Origin of the sequence: Prescottella sp. R16 (genome assembly GCF_030656875.1) — a bacterium.
In the GTDB taxonomy this organism is placed as follows: domain Bacteria; phylum Actinomycetota; class Actinomycetes; order Mycobacteriales; family Mycobacteriaceae; genus Prescottella.
Window position 1 is genome coordinate 1,615,698 of record NZ_CP130943.1, and the last position, 18,277, is coordinate 1,633,974.

Sequence of the window (18,277 nt, forward strand, 5' to 3'; positions counted from 1 at the left end):
CTTCGATCAGGTGGTACAAATGTGTACCCGAGTGGTAGATCGCGTCGTGATCCCGACGATAGAACGTGTTTCAAGGAGTGGTCAATGATCTCTGCCGAACCCGACGAGCCCAGCGGCCGCCGCTCACCGCCGACGGCACGCGTCGTCCAGGTGATCGACCACCTCGTCGCGCGCCCCGATCAGCGGTTCGGCCTGTCCGGGCTCGCCCGGGCCCTGGGGATCAGCAAGCCCACATGTCTGGGCATCGTCTCCGAGCTGGTCGCCGCCGGGTACCTCACCCGCGACCCTCGGGAGAAGACGTACGGGCTCGGCCCCGCACTCATCGCTGCGGGCCGCGCCGCGCAGCGCGGCTTCGCGATCGGTGCGATCGCCCGAGCTCACCTCGAGGGCCTCGCAATCGAGTACGGCGCGGTCTGCACGGCGTCCACCGTCGTCGGCGACCAGGTCACGATCCTCGAGAACGTCACCCCGCCCGGGGTGACGTTGGGGCGCACCGCGGCCCGCGCCGGTCAGTCCTACCCGTTCGCCCCGCCCGTCGGCCTCATGTACGTGCTCTGGGGCAGCGACGACGACCTCGAGGCCTGGCTGCGCCGCGACCCGGCCCTGCCCGTCGTCCTCGACCGTGACCTGCTCGCCCGCGTCGTCGAGGACTGCCGACGTGTCGGCTACCTCGTCGAACGGCTCACTCCCGTCGGTCGGAAGCTGTTCTCGCTCATGGCCGGGGTTGCCGGACGGGATCTGCCGGCCGAGCTCAAGGAACTGATCGGTGAGGTCGTGTCGAGTCTCGGTGAACGCGTCTACCTCGACAGCGAGACCGAGTCCGACGTCGACTACCCCGTCAGCCTCGTCGCCGCACCCTGCTACGACGGGGACGGCCACCAGGCGCTCGTCCTCACTCTCGACGTCGGCGGATCCATCAGCGGTGCCGAGATCGCCCGCCGCGGCGCGGCCCTCGTCGCCGCCGCGGACGCGGTGACCGCGGAGATCGGAGGGCGACACCCTCGACGCTGACGCGGCCGAATGTCACACGCGTTCGGTCCAATCGAACGCGTGTGACATTCGGCCATTGACCACGAGGTGGAACGCGTTCTATTCTCGCCGCACGAGCACATTGTGAACCAGCCCGGTACAAATATGAACCGATATTGTCGAGGAGCTGAGCGTGACACCCCAGACATCTCCGCCCGCCTACGAGCTGACACATCTGCAGGCGCTCGAGGCCGAGGCGGTCCACATCTTCCGTGAGGTCGCCGCGACATTCGAGCGGCCCGGGCTGCTGTTCTCCGGCGGCAAGGACTCGGTGGTGATGCTGCATCTCGCCGCGAAGGCGTTCTGGCCGGCGGCGCTGCCGTTCCCGGTGATGCACGTCGACACCGGGCACAACTTCGACGAGGTCATCGAATTCCGGGACGCCGTCGTGGATCGGCTCGGCCTACGCCTCCTGGTGGCGAGCGTCGAGGAGGACATCGCGGCCGGGAACGTCGTCGAGGAGACCGGGCCGCGGGCGAGCCGCAACCGGCTGCAGACGCATTCGCTGCTGCGCGGGATCCGGGAGAACCGGTTCGACGCCGTGTTCGGTGGCGCCCGCCGCGACGAGGAGAAGGCCCGCGCCAAGGAGCGGGTGTTCAGTTTCCGCGACGAGTTCGGGCAGTGGAATCCGAAGGCGCAGCGCCCCGAGCTGTGGAACCTCTACAACGGCCGGCACCGCAAGGGCGAACACATCCGCGTCTTCCCGCTGTCCAACTGGACCGAGCTCGACATCTGGCAGTACATCGCCGAGGAGAACATCGAGCTTCCCGGCATCTACTATGCGCACCGCCGGCCCGTCGTCGAACGCGACGGAATGCTGTTGGCGCACACGAGGTTCCTGACACTCCTGCCCGGTGAAGAGGCCCGCGAGGAACTCGTCAGATTCCGCACCGTCGGCGACGCCACCTGCACCGGCTGCGTCGAATCGAGTGCGGCCACCGCCGGCGAGGTCGTGGACGAGGTCGCGGCCAGCCGCATCACCGAACGCGGCGCCACCCGCGCCGACGACCGGATCTCCGAGGCAGGCATGGAAGATCGCAAGAAGGAGGGGTACTTCTGATGGTGCACACCCGGCAACTGCTGCGTGTCGCGACCGCGGGCAGCGTCGACGACGGCAAGTCCACCCTCATCGGACGGCTGCTGTACGACTCCAAGTCGATCTTCGAGGACCAGCTCGAGGCCGTGGAACGCAGCAGCCGCGACCGCGGCGCCGAGTACACGGACCTGGCGCTGCTCACCGACGGGCTGCGCGCCGAACGGGAGCAGGGCATCACGATCGACGTCGCGTACCGGTACTTCGCGACCCCGCAACGCAAGTTCATCATCGCCGACACCCCCGGCCACGAGCAGTACACCCGCAACATGGTCACCGGCGCCTCCACCGCGGACCTCGCGCTGATCCTCGTCGACGCCCGCAAGGGCATCCTCGAACAGACCCGCCGGCACGCGTTCCTGTCGACGCTGCTCGGTATCCCGCACCTGGTGCTGTGCGTCAACAAGATGGACCTCGTCGGCTGGTCGCAGGAACGGTTCGAGGAGATCAAGGACGAGTTCGCGCAGTTCGCCACCAAACTCGACGTTCGCGACCTCACGTTCGTCCCGGTGTCGGCGCTCGCGGGCGACAACATCGTCACCCGCACCGAGAACATGCCGTGGTACGAAGGCTCGTCGCTGCTGCACCACCTCGAGGACGTGCACATCGGCTCCGACCGCAACCTCATCGACGCCCGCCTGCCCGTGCAGTACGTGATCCGCCCGCACCAGCAGACCGACACCGACCTGCACGACTTCCGCGGCTACGCCGGCACCGTCGCCAGCGGCGTGTTCAAACCCGGCGACGAGGTGGTGGCGTTGCCGTCCGGGTTCACCTCGACGATCACCGCGATCTGGGGTCCCGGCGGAACAACCGTCACCGAGGCGTTCGCGCCGTCCGCGGTGTGCGTGCAGCTCGCCGACGAGATCGACATCAGCCGCGGGGACACACTGTGCCGCCCCAACAACCGTCCGCTCGTCGGACAGGAACTCGACGCCATGGTGTGCTGGCTCACCGAGACGTCGTCGCTGCGACCGGACGCCCGCTACACCGTCCTGCACACCACCCGCGCCACCAAGGCGCAGGTCACCCGGCTCGACTACCGGCTCGACGTCAACACCCTGCACCGGGACGAGACGGCACAGTCGTTGTCGCTCAACGAGATCGGTCGCATCCAGCTGCGCACCCAGCAGCCGCTGCTGTTCGACCCCTACCGCCGCAACCGGGTCACCGGCAGCTTCCTGCTCGTCGACGACGCCACCGGCAACACCGTCGCCGCCGGCATGATCACCGGACCGACCCTGTCGGAGTCGAAGGTGGTGTGGCACACGGCCGCGGTGTCCCGTGACGAGCGGCCCACCCGCGGTGCCACGGTGTGGCTCACCGGCCTGTCCGCCTCCGGAAAGTCCACCGTCGCGGTGGAACTGGAACGCCGGCTCATCGCAGCCGGGGTACCCGCCTATCGGCTCGACGGCGACAACCTGCGGCACGGACTCAACGCCGACCTCGGCTTCGGGGCAGCGGACCGCGCCGAGAACGTCCGCCGGGTGGGTGCCGTCGCACACCTGCTCGCCGACGCCGGCCTGGTCGCGGTCGCCTCTCTCATCAGCCCGTACCGCGACGACCGCGAGAAGGTCCGCCGCCTGCACGAGGAGGCCGGGATCCCGTTCGTCGAGGTGTTCGTCGACACCCCGCTCGAGCAGTGCGAGTCCCGCGACCCCAAGGGCATGTACGCGAAGGCGCGAGCGGGGGAGATCACGGGATTCACCGGCATCGACGACCCGTACGAGGCCCCGGAGCACGCCGAACTGGTGCTGCGGCCCGGGGACGGCGACCCGGTCGCCCAGGCCGCGAAGATCATGGAGTATCTGGACCTGTGCTGACCGACACCGAACTCGCCGCCGACCTCGCCGCCCGCGCCGGAACGTTGCTGCTGGACCTGCGCTCCCGCGAACTGGGGGAGACGCCACTGGAGAAATCGGCCGCCAAGGACCTCGGCCGGCGCGGCGACCGCGACGCGAACACTCTGCTGCTCGCGGCCCTGGCCGCGGCCCGCCCCGACGACGCCGTCCTGTCCGAGGAATCCGCGGACGACGCCGCCCGCCTGGACAATCCGCGGGTGTGGATCATCGACCCGCTCGACGGGTCCCGCGAATACGGGCTGCCCGGACGTGCCGACTGGGCCGTACATGTCGCCCTCTGGGAACGGGACGGGGAACAGGGGCCCGGCATCACCGCGGCCGCCGTCGCGCAACCCGCCCTCGACCGGGTGTACGTCGGCGGGATCACCCGGGCGACGGCGTCCACCCGGAGCCGGCCACGGATCGTGGTGAGCGACAGTCGTCCACCGGAATTCGCGGCCGAACTGGCCCGACGCGTCGACGGTGATCTCGTGCCCATGGGGTCGGCGGGGGCGAAGGCCATGGCCGTGCTCCGCGGCGACGCCGACGCCTACGTGCACGCCGGTGGCCAGTGGGAGTGGGACTCGGCCGCCCCCGTCGGTGTCGCGCTCGCGGCCGGACTGCACTGCTCCCGCATCGACGGCACCCCGCTGCGCTACAACGAGGCCCACCCGTACCTGCCGGACCTGCTGATCTGCCGTCCCGACCTGGCGCAGTCACTGCTCGACGGGATCGCCGCCCTCACCGCATCCGCCGCGCCGGACAGCCCGCGGATCGCGATGGCCCGCGAATACATCGACTCCCTCGTCACCCACGACGCGAGCAAGGTGCGGCTCGCCCGGCACTGCCGGCGCTGGGAGAACGGGCAGCCCACCGGCGACTCCGGCGACGAGATCCGCACGATGCTCGAAACCGGCGCGCAGTACCGGCCCGTCACCGGGGTCCGTGACCTCACCTTCCGGGAATGGGGTTCCGACGTCGTCGCCCGATTCCTGCTCGACATGACCGCCGGCCCCGGCACCCTGACGGTCGCGATCACCGAGCACTTCGCGATCGGCGGCGCCGAGATCGACGCCGTCACCGCGATCATCGAACCGGCTCCCTGACCGGGAGCGGCGCCGGCGGAACCGGCGCCGCTCCGCGGATCAGAACCGCAGCGTCATCGGACCCGGATTCCACAGCCCGGACCGGCGTTCGGTGACGGTGGTGACCTCCGCGGGCACCGCCGACTCGTTGCGCGGCGTGAACTCCTCGACCTGACCCCAGTCCCGGCGCCAGTCGTGGTTCAGGTACGACGGGATCGTCCGCGCCTCGAGCAGCTGATCCGTCCAGCCGAGCGGGCCGCCACCGATGTGGTCCTGCCACAGGTTCGTCGACACCGCGCCGCCGCGATCCGGGAGGATCCGGAACTTCGGCACCTCGGCGACACCGTCGTGGTGGGTGAACGGCTGCTGGCACGGGAACTGCAGGCCCACCGCCCAGTCGGCCAGCACCGGGGTGTCGGAGCCGATCACGTCCTGCAACGTCCGGGTCTGCGGCACCCGCGGGGGAGTGACCGCGATCCACTGGTCCGGGTCGCGGCTCTCGTCCGCCACCACCAACCGGACCGCGTCCGCGTCGGACGGCAACTGGTCCAGCGGCACCCGCAGGTTCCGCCACGACGGCGCCGGACCGATGTCGAACGGGGTCGCCCGGCCGAGGACGGTGACCGACCCGTCGGACTGCCGGGTGCCGTACTCGACCTCCAGCGCGGGGCCGGGCGTCACGAGGCCGTCCCGGTCCACCGAGCGGACCCGCCCGGCCGCGGCGACCGACACGATGTCGCCGCGGGTGCCGTCGGCGCCGATCTCCGGCAGCCGGTACCAGTCGGTGGTCAGGGTCGCCGGTGCCTGCTCGTTCTTGCGGTAGCTGCCGAGAATCGGGGTGGTGGCCGGGTCCAGGCCGAAGGGCAGGGCCACGGTGCTGCCGTTGACCCCGACCGCGCCCTCACCACCGCCGGTGCCGGCGGTGTCCGTGGACGTCGAATCCGTGTCCGAGTCGACGAGGTTCGCGGTGCCGGTGGTGGACTCGGTGTCCGCGCTCAGATCGGTGGCCACCCCGTCCGGGGTGAACCCGGTCGAGTCGGTGCCGGCCAGGGCGTCTGCGACGGTGCCGGAGAACGGCTGCAGCATCGAGGCGTTCGGGTCCGTCTCGAGGAGCACGTCGTATGCGAGGCCACAGTTCTGGCCGCGCAGCGCATCGATGTTGGAGCGGCCCACCGAGAACGCCGGATACTGGCTCACCGCGCCCTTCGCGAACGACAGCACCTCGAACAGCACGACCGCGGCCGCGGCCACCGTCAACGGCGGCACAGCCCACAGCTTCCGGGCGACCGTGCCCGGAGCGGGCTCACGCGAGTCCCGCAGATGGCACCACACCGCGACCGCGAGCAGGGCGAGCGAAGCCGCGAACAGGTAGGTGCCGAATCCCTTCCCGAACAGGGTGGGCGGCTTGTCCCACCACGGGATCCCCCACGCCGACACGTACCAGTAGTTGTTGGTGCCGGTGAACGAGATCGCCATCACGAACGCCACCGCGGCCGCGAACAGTGCCCGGTTGCGCGGCGACCGCAGCACCGCCGGACCGACGGCGACCGCGACGAGCACCGCGATCGCGCCCGCGATACCGGCGAACACACCGAGGTGATGGGTCCACTTGGTGGGCGTGAACATCATCAGGGCGACGGCGCCGATCGCGACACCGACCACGCGCCGCGACGGACCGGCGGCCGTGCCCGGGATCCGCCCGCCCTTACGCAGGATCGCCAGCAGCGCGACCAGCACACCCAGGAACATCACGAAGATGCCGAACCGGCGCGACAGCGACCCGTCGGCGGTGTAGTTCAGCAGCCACTGGTACCGCAGATGCTCGGTGAACCACTTCTCGCTCGGCCCGGCGACATCGTGCGCGTCCTGCATCACCGGGACGACGGCGAGAGTCTGGTCACCGAACACGGCGACCAGGATCGCGGTGCCGGCCGCGATCAACGGCAACAGCAGCGCGGTGTAGCCGACGGTCTTCGCGCGGGCCACGAGAATCCGCAGCAGCGGTCGTGCGCCGGCGATCAGGGCGGCGAAGCAGATGATGCCGGACGGGCCGACGGACAACGTCAGGGCCGCGATCAGGATCGCCACCGCGGCCGGCAGCAGCCGCCGGGTCGCGATCGCCCGCTCCACCGAACACCACGTGAGCAGCACACCGGCCGCGACGACCGGTTCCGGGCGCAGCCCGTTGTTGTACGGCAGCCACACGGCGAGGAAGCCGAGGGCACCGGTCCACAGGGCGATCCGGCTCGTGCGGGCCGCGATACCCAGACGCGGCACCACCTCACGGCTGAGCACCAGCCACGTGACGATGCCCGCCAGCAGCGCCGGCAGCCGCACCCAGATGCTCGCGCTCCAGATGTCGTCGAGCAGCCCGAAGATCTGGTAGTAGGGCGTGCCGAACGGAGTCTCGGGCACCCCGAAGTAACGGAAGTAGTTCGACATGTAACCCGACGACTGCGCCGAGCGGGCCATCGTGAACTGGTAGCCGTCGTCGGCGGTGGTCGCGCCGATGACGTGCCACACCAGCAGCGTGCCGATCACGGCGCCGTCGGCGATCCCGAACCGCCACCAGCGGGACGGCAGGAACCGGCGGGAACGGCGGCCGTCGGCGCAGTCGATACGGTGCAGCGCCACCAGGCTCAGCAGCGTCGCGAGGACCGCCACGATCATCGCGACCAGCTTGATCACCGTCGGGGACGACGAGAACCGGGTGTCGAGGACCATGTCGACCGACAGGCCCGCGGGGGCTGCGCCTTCGAGATCGCTGAACACGCCGACCACCTGCGGGCGGACGTCCCCGTCGACGGTCTTCGTCAGATCCGACGCGCCGGTGACGGCCACCGTCGTCCGGTCCGCTGCCGACGAGATCTCGACCGCGCAGTCCGCCCCGGAGAGTTCCGACAGCGGCACCGACAGCAGCGCCGTGTCCCGCAGGATCACGTCGAGGCGGGCCGGGGTGTCGTCGGACGCCGCGACGGTCTTCGCGACGAGCCCGTACTTCTCCGCGTCCGGCGCTCCGGCCGGGAGCGTCGAGGCCACCACACCACCGGAGGCGAGGTCGCGGACCGTCGCGCACGGAATCCGCGCGTCCAGCGACATCGGCGCGTACGACACCAGCGGCGCCTGCACGCTCGTCGCGACCCCGTTCTGCGGCCACGACAGCGACGCCTGATCCTGCTGCACCGGCAGCAGCGGGATCGCCACCGCGCACAGCACACCGATCACCGCCGAGACGATCGCGACCAGGCGGGCGCGGCGCAGATCCCACCACGCCGCCGACGCGTTCGTCCCGGATCCCGGCTGCCTCTTCACGGGCAGCGGTTCCGCCCCCACCATGCTGTCGACCACGAGAAGCGATGGTAACGGCTACCGGCCGAGTAGAAACGAACCCCATGAAGGTCTACACAGGAACCGATGCTGCCGCCGACATGGCGACGGTCGCCGCCGCGGCCCGCCGCGCCGAGGCCGCCGGGTACGACGGCCTGCACGTTTCCGAAACCGTGCACGATCCGTTCCTCCTCGCGATGGCGGCCCTGCAGGCGACCGAAAGGATCGTGGTTCGCACCTCGGTGGCGCTCGCGTTCGTCCGCAGCCCGGTCGCGGTCGCCTACACCGCGTGGGACCTGTCGAAGATGTCCGGTGGCCGCTTCCAGTTGGGCCTCGGCAGCCAGATCCGGCAGAACATCGAACAGCGGTACGCGATGGACTGGTCGGCGCCCGCACCGCGCATGCGCGAGTACGTCCGGGTGGTGCGCGCGGTGTTCGCGACGTTCCGCAGCGGCGAACTCGTCCCGGAGGTGGGGGAGCACTACCGGTTCACCCGCATGCAGCCCTACTTCAATCCCGGACCGGACACCGACACGCTGGTGCCACCTGTCTACCTCGGTGGCGTCGGCCGGCGCATGTGCGAGGTCGCGGGGGAGACCGCCGACGGGTTGATCACCCACCCCACCAACAGCGACACCGGCTACCTCGTCGACGCATGCCTGCCCGCCCTGCGCACCGGGGCCCGATCCCGGCCCCTCGACACGTTCGAGGTGGTCGCCGGCCTGCAGGTGATCACCGGCGCCACCGACGACGACGTCGCCGCCGAACGCGAACGACGACGCCGACTCTTCGCGTTCCTGTACTCCACTCCCGCCTACCGCGGGGCCCTCGACCGGCACGGGCACCCGCACCTGCAGGAGACGCTCGCCGACCTGGTCCGCGAGAACCGCTGGGACCGGCTGCCGGACACCGTCACCGACGACGTCCTCGCCGGTCTCGTGCCCACCGCCCGCTACGACCGGCTCGCCCAGGCCATCGGTGAACGCGTCGAACCGCTCCGCGCCCACGGCGTGTCTCCCGGAGTGACCCTCGCATTGCCGGAGAATCCGGGCCACGATCGGCTCGTCGCCGACGTCGTCGCCGAGTTGCAGGACAGGTAGACCGGAAGAGGTGCACAAGTGGCCCGTCTCGCTCGTGTCGTGGGCATCGTCGCGGCCCTGCTGTGCGGAGTGGCCGCCGGACGGGTGCTGTGGTCGCCGCTGCCGGCCGGGCCGAGGGTGGACAGTGCCCTCCCTGAGGCGCTGTCGGCGGGCGGTGCCGGGACGGCGGTCGCCGCGCTGTCGGCGGTCGCCGTGACGGTCGCGCTGACCCGGCGCCGGTCGATCACGCTCACCACGATGGTCGCGGCGGCGGGTCTGCTCCTGCTCGTGCTGCCCGGCACGATCGACTACCCGTCGGAGCCGGTGGTGCTTCTGTACTCGAACGCAGTGGCCGCCGGACTGGTCCTGGGTGCGGTGGCACCATTGTCGGCTCGATATACGGAAACGCAGGCGGGCCTGGCCGGGGGGATGCTCGCCGCTTTCCTGCTCACCGAAGGCGTCGAGGCCGGACGGGTCCACACGGCGGACTTCGGGTGGACCGCCTACACGCCGCTGACATCGCTGGTGCGGTGGGAACCGTCGACGCTCGTGCCGGTGTGGCTGATGGCCCTGGCCGCGGCCCTGGTGGTCCTCTGGGCGCTGCTCGACCGGCGGACATCCTGGACCGTGCGGGTAGATTCGCGGATCGTCGCCGCTGCTCTGGTGCTGCCGGTCGCGGTGTTCGCCGCACACTGGATCCTGGTGGACACGAGGGCGCAGCCGGTGGCGTGGCTCGGATACGTGGCGGTCGCCGTTGTCGCCGTGGTGGCGATCGCATGGCGACTTCCCGGACGGGACGGACGCATCCTGCTCGCGGCAACCGCGGTGGTGGCTGCGGCGCTGGGGACGCCGACCGGAGAAACATGGGCCCTGATCGCCTCCGCGGTGTTGTTGGTCGCCGGTCTCGTCGTGGGCCTGCGATTCCCGGTGCCGACTGCCGGATTCGTCTTGCTGGCGGCGGTGGCGGCTGCCGACCTGTTGGTGGGGGAGGAGTCGTGGACGGCGGTTCCCGCGGCCGCATTCTCGTTCGTGCTTCCGGCTGCAGCCGGCTACGTGGTGGGCGCGTGCCTGCCGTCGTCGGCGCCGGCCGCGACCGTCGGACTGACGTTGCCGTTCACGCTTGCGGTTCCCGGCGCCGCGGCGGCAGCATGGGGAGCCGAGGCGCGGTATGCGGACTACCAGCCGATGCCGCTGTTGCGGGGGATCGACGCGGTCCCGGCCTCTGCGGTCGGTGTCGCGGTCGCCGTGATCGTCGTGTGCGGTGTCGGCGCGTGGGGACTGGACCTGCGCGCCGGAAGTCGCTGAGAGACAGGCGGTTCCGTGGCGGCATGCCTGGAAAAGGCCGAAGGCCCCACTCTCTGGTGAGAGTGGGGCCTTCCGTGTGCCCCCGGCAGGATTCGAACCTGCGGCCTTTCGCTCCGGAGGCGAACGCTCTATCCCCTGAGCTACGGGGGCGCACCGGAGTTATCCGGTGTGCCAGTGGGCGGAGTTAGCGTAGCGCATTCTCCGTGATCATCCACATCGCCTGGTAGATCGGGGTTTTTCGCGTCCTCCGGGCTCAGTTCATCGGCAGTGGGGCCGCGCCGCGCTCGGCAAGCATGCCCGTCATGAGATCCGACTCACCCTGCTGCGTCTCCACCATCTTCCCGGCGAGATTGCGGACCGTGGCGACGTCCGCGTATTGCGCCCCGTACTCCATCATCGGCAGGCCGCCCTGGTGGTGCCGCAGCATCAGCTGCAGGAACATCACGTCCAGTTCCTGGCCCGTCGCCTGCCCGAGTGCCGCCATCTCCCGCGGGGACGCCATGCCCGGCATCGCGCCGCCGCCGGACGCCGGGGTGGCATCCGGCGACATCGACGCGCCGTGCCCACCGTGGCCGCCGTGTCCGTCGGTTTCGGTCATCCACGCCATGTAGCCGTCGGTCGGCATCGGGGCCTTGTCCCACAGCGCCAGCCAGCCCTGCATCTGTCCCACCTGGTTCTGCTGCGAGGTGAGGATGTCGTACGCGAGATTCTTCACGGCCTGGTCGTCGGACTTCGTCAGCGCGATCGTCGCCATGTCGACGGCCTGGTTGTGGTGCACCGTCATGTCCTGCGCGAAGCCGACGTCCACCGAGTCCGCGGACGGAACGGGCATGGTGGGGCCGCCGAGGGGGAGACGCACCAGGAAGCCGAGTGCGACTCCGATCGCCAGGACCCCGATCAGGCCGATCACGGTCAGCGCGGTCCGCTGGCTACGCCGATTCGACGCCGATTCGGGAGCCGTCGTGTCGGGAGTCGTCATCGCCGCGTCAGCCGTTTCCGCCGGTGGCCGGGGCCTGCGGCATGGGCAGCCCGGCGCCACCGACCTCGTTCGGGTCGGGGGTGATGTCGCCGCCGTCCATCGGGACGGCGTCCGGGCCCGGGGCGGTCGCGTCGAACGGCGGCGGGTTCGCCGGATCGAACGAGCCGGGGATCGTCGAGCAGCTCGCACCGACCTCGGGGTAGGCGTACCGGTTGAGGCGCAGCGACTTGATGAACTGGTCGATGCGTTCGTCGTCGGCGCTGTCCACCTTCAACTGGTGGCCCCACGACTGCAGCGCGATCGGGGCATCGAGGCCCGGGTACGGCGACATCAGCATGTAGCCGTCCCGCACGCTCGCCCGCTCCTCGAGCTGCTGCCGCTGCGCGTCGTCGACCTTGTCCGGGTTGTACGCGATCCAGATGGCGCCGTGCTCGAGCGAATGAACCGCGTTCTCGGTGCGGATCGGGTCCGGGTAGACCGTGCCCATGCAGGTGGCCCACACGGCATCGTGCGGTCCGCCGAACGGCGGGCTCTGGTCGTAGGCGACGCGCTGGTCCGGCGTCACGTGCACACCGGCCGGGTAGTCGATCTTCACGACGCCGTCGATGTCGGACGACGGATCCTGGTTCGACTCCGACGGGGTGAACCTCGCCACCGCCTGCTGGTCCCGGTACTTCGGCACGATGTTGATCGCGAGGACCGTGATCAGGGCGAGGACAGCGACGACGGCGCCGATCGTCATCCACGGAATCTGCTTCGGCGCGCCGGCACGCGTGGACGCGGGCACCCCGCCCTGCTTCTTCCGGGCGGCCTTGATGGCCTTGGCCGACTTCGCCCCGGAGTTCTTGTTGCCGGGACCACGTTTTTCCGAACCGCTGGGCATCTGGTGAGTGCTCTTTCGGTGATTGGACAAGGGCGCCCTCGAGGAGTATGGGCCTCGCGGGCCACACCACTGTACGGTTCGACCCTGAGAGAATCCTCGTCAAGCCTGCAACGGGGCAGTGAGGGGACCGTGGTCCTGCTGATCGGCACTGGTGATCCGGCACGACGCCACACCCAATAGGATTGACTCCTGTGACTCCAGCCGACCTTGCCGAACTGCTCCGAGGGACCGCCGCGAAAGTGCTCGCCGAGCACGGACTCGACGTGTCCGTACTGCCCGCGACACTGACGGTCGAGCGTCCCCGAAACCCCGAACACGGGGACTACGCCACCAATGTGGCGATGCAGGTCGCCAAGAAGGCCGGCGCCAATCCGCGTGAACTCGCGACCTGGCTCGCCGAGGCCCTGGCCGCCGCGGACGGTATCGACTCGACCGACGTCGCGGGCCCCGGATTCATCAACATCCGGCTGGCCGCGGACGCGCAGGGCGCGATCGTCGCCAAGGCGCTCGAGGCGGGCGCCGCGTACGGCAGCGGCGACGCACTGGCCGGTAAGCGGGTCAACCTCGAGTTCGTGTCCGCGAACCCGACCGGCCCCATCCACCTCGGTGGCACCCGCTGGGCGGCCGTCGGCGACGCCCTCGGCCGGATCCTGTCCACGCAGGGCGCGGACGTCACCCGCGAGTACTACTTCAACGACCACGGACGGCAGATCGACCGGTTCAGCAACTCGCTGGTCGCGGCCGCGCTGGGCGAGCCGGCCCCCGAGGACGGTTACGCCGGCGCGTACATCGAGGACATCGCCGCCCAGGTTCTGAAGCAGGCGCCGAACGCGCTCGAACTGCCCGAGGACGAGCGCCGTGAGGCGTTCCGGTCGGCCGGTGTCGAGCTGATGTTCGAGCACATCAAGCGCACGCTGCACGAGTTCGGCGTCGACTTCGACGTCTACTTCCACGAGAACTCGCTGTTCGAGTCCGGTGCGGTGGAGAAGGCCGTCGAAACCCTCAAGGGCTCGGGCAACCTGTACCACGAGGACGGCGCATGGTGGCTCAAGAGCACCGACTACGGCGACGACAAGGACCGGGTCGTCATCAAGTCCGACGGTGACGCTGCCTACATCGCCGGCGACATCGCGTACTTCCAGGACAAGCGCTCGCGCGGCTTCGACCTGTGCATCTACATGCTCGGCGCCGACCACCACGGCTACATCGGACGCCTCAAGGCCGCCGCGGCCGCGTTCGGCGACGACCCGGACACCGTCGAGGTCATGATCGGCCAGATGGTCAATCTGGTCCGCGGCGGTGTCGCGGTGAAGATGAGCAAGCGGGCCGGTACCGTCATCACCCTCGACGACCTGGTCGAGGCGATCGGCGTCGACGCCGCCCGCTACTCGCTGGTGCGCTCGTCGGTGGACCAGAGCATCGACATCGATCTCGAACTGTGGGCGAGCACCACCAACGAGAACCCGGTGTACTACGTGCAGTACGCGCACGCCCGCCTGTGCTCGATCGCCCGCAACGCCACCGACCTGGGCCTGAGTGCCGAGAACCCGAACCTGGGCCTGCTCACCCACGACCGCGAGGGCGACCTGATCCGCACCATCGGCGAGTACCCGCGCGTCGTCGCGAAGGCCGCCGAGCTGCGCGAGCCGCACCGCATCGCCCGCTACCTCGAGGAGCTGGCCGGCACTTACCACCGCTTCTACGACGCCTGCCGCATCCTGCCGCAGGGCGACGAGGAGGCCGGTGAGCTGCACACCGCCCGCCTCGCCCTGTGCGACGCGTCGCGTCAGGTCCTCGCCAACGGTCTCGCACTGCTCGGCGTCAGCGCACCGGAGCGGATGTGAACGCGCACCCCGCCGGCCCCCGGCACGCCGAGATCCCACACGCCCCCGGACTGCCGTCGCGCCCGGACAACCCGTCGGAGATGACGACGCTGCCGCCGCACGTGTGGCCGCGTAACGCCGCCCGTGGCGCCGACGGTGTCGTCACCCTCGCCGGCGTCCCGGTCACCGACCTCGCGGAACGCTTCGGCACCCCGCTGTTCGTCGTCGACGAGGACGACTTCCGGTCCCGTTGCCGTGAAATGGCGGCCGCGTTCGGCGGCGCCGACCGCGTCCACTACGCGTCGAAGGCGTTCCTGTCCGCGGAGATCGCTCGCTGGGTGCGCGACGAGGGACTGTCCATGGACGTCGCGTCCGGCGGCGAACTGGCCGTCGCCCTGCACGCCGGGTTCCCGGCCGGGCGGATCACGATGCACGGCAACAACAAGTCCGTCGCCGAACTCGAGACCGCCGTTGCCGCCGGGGTCGGGCACATCGTGATCGACTCGATGATCGAGATCGACCGGCTCGACGAGGTCGCGGCCCGTCACGGCGTCGTGCAGGACGTCCTGATCCGGGTCACGGTCGGTGTCGAGGCACACACCCACGAGTTCATCGCGACCGCCCACGAGGATCAGAAGTTCGGATTCTCGCTGTCCGGTGGCAAGGCCATGGAGGCTGCAGCCCGCGTACTCGCCGCGGAGAATCTGCGCCTCGTCGGCCTGCACAGCCATATCGGCTCGCAGATCTTCGAGGTCGACGGTTTCGAGCTGGCCGCGCACCGCGTGATCCGTCTCATCCGGGAGATCGTCGACCGGTTCGGTGCCGAGCAGCTGACCATCGTCGATCTCGGTGGTGGCCTCGGCATCTCGTACCTGCCGAGCGACAATCCGCCGCCGGTCGACGAACTCGCGGCCAAGCTCGCGCACATCGTGGCCACCGAATCCGCGGCCGCGAACCTGCCCGTGCCCACCCTCATGGTCGAACCCGGCCGTGCGATCGCCGGGCCCGGCACCGTCACGCTGTACGAGGTGGGCACCGTCAAGGACGTCCACCTCGACGGCGACGCCACCCGCCGCTACATCAGCGTCGACGGCGGCATGAGCGACAACATCCGGACGTCGCTGTACCAGGCCGAATACGATGCGCGTCTGGTGTCGCGGGACAGCACCGCGCAGCCGGTCGTCGCGCGTGTCGTCGGCAAACACTGCGAGAGCGGTGACATCGTGATCCGGGACGCCTGGATGCCGGACGATCTCGGCCCGGGAGACTTGCTCGCGGTCGCGTCGACCGGCGCATACTGCTACTCGATGTCGAGCCGGTACAACCTGCTCGGCCGTCCTGCGGTGGTGGCGGTGCGCGACGGCGACGCCCGCCTAATCTTGCGTAGGGAAACTGTGGAAGATCTGCTCAGCTTGGAGGTTACGGAGTGACCAACGAATCGGCGCAGCGCGCCATCGGGGTGGCTGTTCTCGGCCTCGGGACCGTGGGCAGCGAGGTGGCTCGGATCATCCGGGAGCACTCGTCGGACCTCGAGGCCCGAGTCGGCGCACGACTGGAGTTGCGCGGTGTCGCGGTGCGCCGCATCGACGGCGACCGCGGCGTGGCGCCGGAACTGCTCACGACCGATGCCGAAGCACTGGTGACCCGCGACGACGTCGACGTCGTCGTGGAGGTCATCGGCGGTATCGAGCTGCCGCGCACGCTGGTGCTCGCGGCGCTCAACGCGGGCAAGTCCGTGGTGACGGCGAACAAGGCGCTCCTCGCGGAGTACACCGGGGAACTCGCCGAGGCCGCCGAGCGGCAGAACGTGGACCTGTACTTCGAAGCGGCCGTCGCGGGCGCGATCCCGGTGATCCGGCCGCTGACGCAGTCCCTCGCCGGTGACCGGGTCGATCGCGTGCTCGGCATCGTCAACGGCACCACCAACTTCATCCTGTCCGCGATGGACGAGACCGGTGCCGACTACGCGGACACGCTCGCCGAGGCGGGCCGACTCGGGTACGCCGAGGCCGATCCGACCGCGGACGTCGAGGGCTTCGACGCCGCCTCGAAGGCCGCGATCCTCGCGTCCATCGCGTTCCACACCCGCGTCACCGCCGGCGACGTCTACCGTGAGGGCATCTCGAAGATCACCGCGGACGATCTCGATGCCGCCAAGTCGCTCGACTGCACGATCAAGCTGCTGTCGATCTGCGAGCGCATCGTGGATGCCGACGGCGGCGAACGCGTCTCCGCCCGCGTCTACCCGGCGCTGGTTCCGCGCAAGCACCCGCTGGCCGGCGTCAACGGCGCCTACAACGCGGTGGTCGTCGAATCCGCGAACGCCGGACGTCTGATGTTCTACGGTCAGGGCGCCGGTGGTGCCCCCACCGCGTCCGCCGTCATGGGCGACGTCGTCATGGCGTCCCGTAACCGGGTCCAGGGCGGTCGCGGACCGCGCGAGTCCCGGTACGCGAAGCTCGGCATCGCACCGATGGGCGACATCCCGACCCGCTACTACGTCAACATGCAGGTCGCGGATCGCGCCGGTGTGCTCGCAGCGGTCGCCGCCGAGTTCTCCACGCGGGGCGTGAGCATCTCCACCGTGCGCCAGGAGGGTGCCGGTGACGGGGCCCGACTGGTCGTCGTCACTCATCTCGCGACCGATTCCGCGCTCGCGGAAACCGTTGCCGCACTTGCCGAACTCGAATCAGTAACCGCTGTGACCAGCGTGCTCCGACTGGAAGGTACCGCCGAATGACCGCCGCTCCCCACCAGGCCGTCCACACCCCGTGGCCCGGATTGATCGAGGCGTACCGTGACCGCCTCGCGATCGGCGAGAACTGGAAGACCGTCACGCTGCGGGAGGGTGGCACCCCGCTGCTGCCGGCCGGTCACCTGTCCGAGCTCACCGGCTGCGACGTCTACCTCAAGGTCGAGGGCCTCAACCCCACCGGCTCCTTCAAGGACCGTGGCATGACGATGGCCGTCACCGACGCGCTCGCCCGCGGCCAGCAGGCCGTGCTGTGCGCGTCGACCGGCAACACGTCCGCGTCCGCGGCCGCCTACGCCGCCAAGGCAAAGATGGGCTGTGCGGTGCTCGTCCCGCAGGGCAAGATCGCGATGGGCAAGCTGGCCCAGGCCGTCATGCACGGCGCGCGGATCATCCAGGTGCAGGGCAACTTCGACGACTGCCTCGAACTCGCCCGCAAGACCACGTCCGAGTTCCCGACGATCGGCCTGGTCAACTCGGTCAACCCGGTGCGCATCGAGGGCCAGAAGACCGCCGCGTTCGAGATCTGCGACGCGCTCGGCAAGGCCCCCGACGTGCACGCCCTGCCCGTCGGTAACGCCGGCAACATCACCGCCTACTGGCGTGGCTACTCCGAGTACTTCGCCGACGGCATCACCTCGGTCCGCCCGCGCATGCTCGGTGTCCAGGCAGCCGGTGCGGCCCCGCTGGTCCACGGCGCCCCCGTCAAGGATCCGGAGACCATCGCGACCGCCATCCGGATCGGCGCACCCGCGTCGTGGGACGGCGCGGTGGCCGCGAAGGAGGAGTCGAACGGCGCGTTCCGTGCCGCCACCGACGAGGAGATCCTCGAGGCCTACCGGCTCATCGCCGCCACCGAGGGCGTGTTCGTCGAGCCTGCCTCCGCGGCCAGTGTCGCGGGCCTGCTCGCCGCCAAGAAGGAAGGCTGGCTGGATTCGGGGCTGACCGTCGTGTGCACCGTCACCGGCAACGGTCTCAAGGACCCCGACACGGCTCTCGCGGGTATGCCTGCCGTGCAGCCGATTCCGGTCGACCCGGTCGCCGTCGCGGCCGCGCTCGAGTTGGCGTAGTGGCCGCGGGT

The 18,277-nt window shown here is 70.1% G+C and carries 13 protein-coding genes and 1 tRNA gene; 10 read left to right on the plus strand and 4 right to left on the minus strand.

Annotated elements, in window-relative coordinates:
• Window positions 1–84: 84 nt before the first annotated feature.
• From Q5696_RS07620 to Q5696_RS07635, 4 genes are all read left to right on the plus strand, one after another.
• Window positions 85–1,011, plus strand: coding sequence for an IclR family transcriptional regulator (locus Q5696_RS07620; protein ID WP_305094594.1), 927 nt, complete (start codon window positions 85–87; stop codon window positions 1,009–1,011).
• Between the two features lie 151 nt (window positions 1,012–1,162).
• Window positions 1,163–2,089 (plus strand): sulfate adenylyltransferase subunit CysD, encoded by a 927-nt coding sequence (cysD, locus tag Q5696_RS07625; RefSeq protein WP_305094595.1) that lies wholly within the window; start codon window positions 1,163–1,165, stop codon window positions 2,087–2,089.
• Window positions 2,089–3,945, plus strand: a complete 1,857-nt coding sequence (cysC, locus tag Q5696_RS07630) for an adenylyl-sulfate kinase (protein ID WP_305094596.1) — start codon at window positions 2,089–2,091, stop codon at window positions 3,943–3,945. Before cysD ends, cysC begins: the two co-directional genes overlap by 1 nt.
• Window positions 3,939–5,069, plus strand: coding sequence for a 3'(2'),5'-bisphosphate nucleotidase CysQ (locus Q5696_RS07635; RefSeq protein WP_305094597.1), 1,131 nt, complete (start codon window positions 3,939–3,941; stop codon window positions 5,067–5,069). The genes cysC and Q5696_RS07635 overlap by 7 nt, the downstream gene beginning before the upstream one ends.
• A gap of 39 nt (window positions 5,070–5,108) precedes the next feature.
• On the opposite strand, the gene Q5696_RS07640 is transcribed toward Q5696_RS07635, so the two are convergent.
• Window positions 5,109–8,384 carry an arabinosyltransferase domain-containing protein gene (locus tag Q5696_RS07640; protein ID WP_305095170.1) on the minus strand — a complete coding sequence of 1,092 codons (3,276 nt, stop codon included), beginning with the start codon at window positions 8,382–8,384 and terminating at the stop codon, window positions 5,109–5,111.
• A gap of 56 nt (window positions 8,385–8,440) precedes the next feature.
• Here Q5696_RS07640 and Q5696_RS07645 point away from each other — a divergent pair, with 56 nt between their 5' ends.
• Together Q5696_RS07645 and Q5696_RS07650 are read left to right on the plus strand one after the other, a co-directional pair.
• Window positions 8,441–9,475 carry a TIGR03617 family F420-dependent LLM class oxidoreductase gene (locus tag Q5696_RS07645; protein ID WP_305094598.1) on the plus strand — a complete coding sequence of 345 codons (1,035 nt, stop codon included), beginning with the start codon at window positions 8,441–8,443 and terminating at the stop codon, window positions 9,473–9,475.
• Between the two features lie 18 nt (window positions 9,476–9,493).
• On the plus strand, window positions 9,494–10,759 hold the full coding sequence (locus tag Q5696_RS07650; protein ID WP_305094599.1) for a hypothetical protein: 1,266 nt from the start codon (window positions 9,494–9,496) through the stop codon (window positions 10,757–10,759).
• Window positions 10,760–10,836: 77 nt separating this feature from the next.
• On the opposite strand, the gene Q5696_RS07655 is transcribed toward Q5696_RS07650, so the two are convergent.
• The 3 genes from Q5696_RS07655 to Q5696_RS07665 all read right to left on the minus strand — a co-directional run bounded on the left by Q5696_RS07655 (window position 10,837) and on the right by Q5696_RS07665 (window position 12,621).
• Window positions 10,837–10,909, minus strand: a tRNA-Arg gene (locus Q5696_RS07655).
• A gap of 103 nt (window positions 10,910–11,012) precedes the next feature.
• Window positions 11,013–11,738 (minus strand): DUF305 domain-containing protein, encoded by a 726-nt coding sequence (locus tag Q5696_RS07660; RefSeq protein WP_305094600.1) that lies wholly within the window; start codon window positions 11,736–11,738, stop codon window positions 11,013–11,015.
• Between the two features lie 7 nt (window positions 11,739–11,745).
• Window positions 11,746–12,621 carry a thioredoxin-like domain-containing protein gene (locus Q5696_RS07665; protein ID WP_305094601.1) on the minus strand — a complete coding sequence of 292 codons (876 nt, stop codon included), beginning with the start codon at window positions 12,619–12,621 and terminating at the stop codon, window positions 11,746–11,748.
• A gap of 191 nt (window positions 12,622–12,812) precedes the next feature.
• Between Q5696_RS07665 and argS the strand changes: the two genes are divergently transcribed.
• From argS to thrC, 4 genes are read left to right on the plus strand one after another with little or no spacing between them, the layout of a single operon-like run.
• Entirely contained in the window at window positions 12,813–14,465 is a 1,653-nt protein-coding gene (gene argS, locus Q5696_RS07670; protein WP_305094602.1) for an arginine--tRNA ligase, read from the plus strand.
• Window positions 14,462–15,874 (plus strand): diaminopimelate decarboxylase, encoded by a 1,413-nt coding sequence (gene lysA, locus Q5696_RS07675; RefSeq protein WP_305094603.1) that lies wholly within the window; start codon window positions 14,462–14,464, stop codon window positions 15,872–15,874. Before argS ends, lysA begins: the two co-directional genes overlap by 4 nt.
• Window positions 15,871–17,184: a homoserine dehydrogenase gene (locus Q5696_RS07680; RefSeq protein WP_305094604.1), complete on the plus strand. Its 1,314-nt coding sequence runs from the start codon at window positions 15,871–15,873 to the stop codon at window positions 17,182–17,184. Before lysA ends, Q5696_RS07680 begins: the two co-directional genes overlap by 4 nt.
• Window positions 17,181–18,266, plus strand: a complete 1,086-nt coding sequence (gene thrC, locus Q5696_RS07685) for a threonine synthase (RefSeq protein WP_305094605.1) — start codon at window positions 17,181–17,183, stop codon at window positions 18,264–18,266. The genes Q5696_RS07680 and thrC overlap by 4 nt, the downstream gene beginning before the upstream one ends.
• Window positions 18,267–18,277 lie beyond the last annotated feature (11 nt).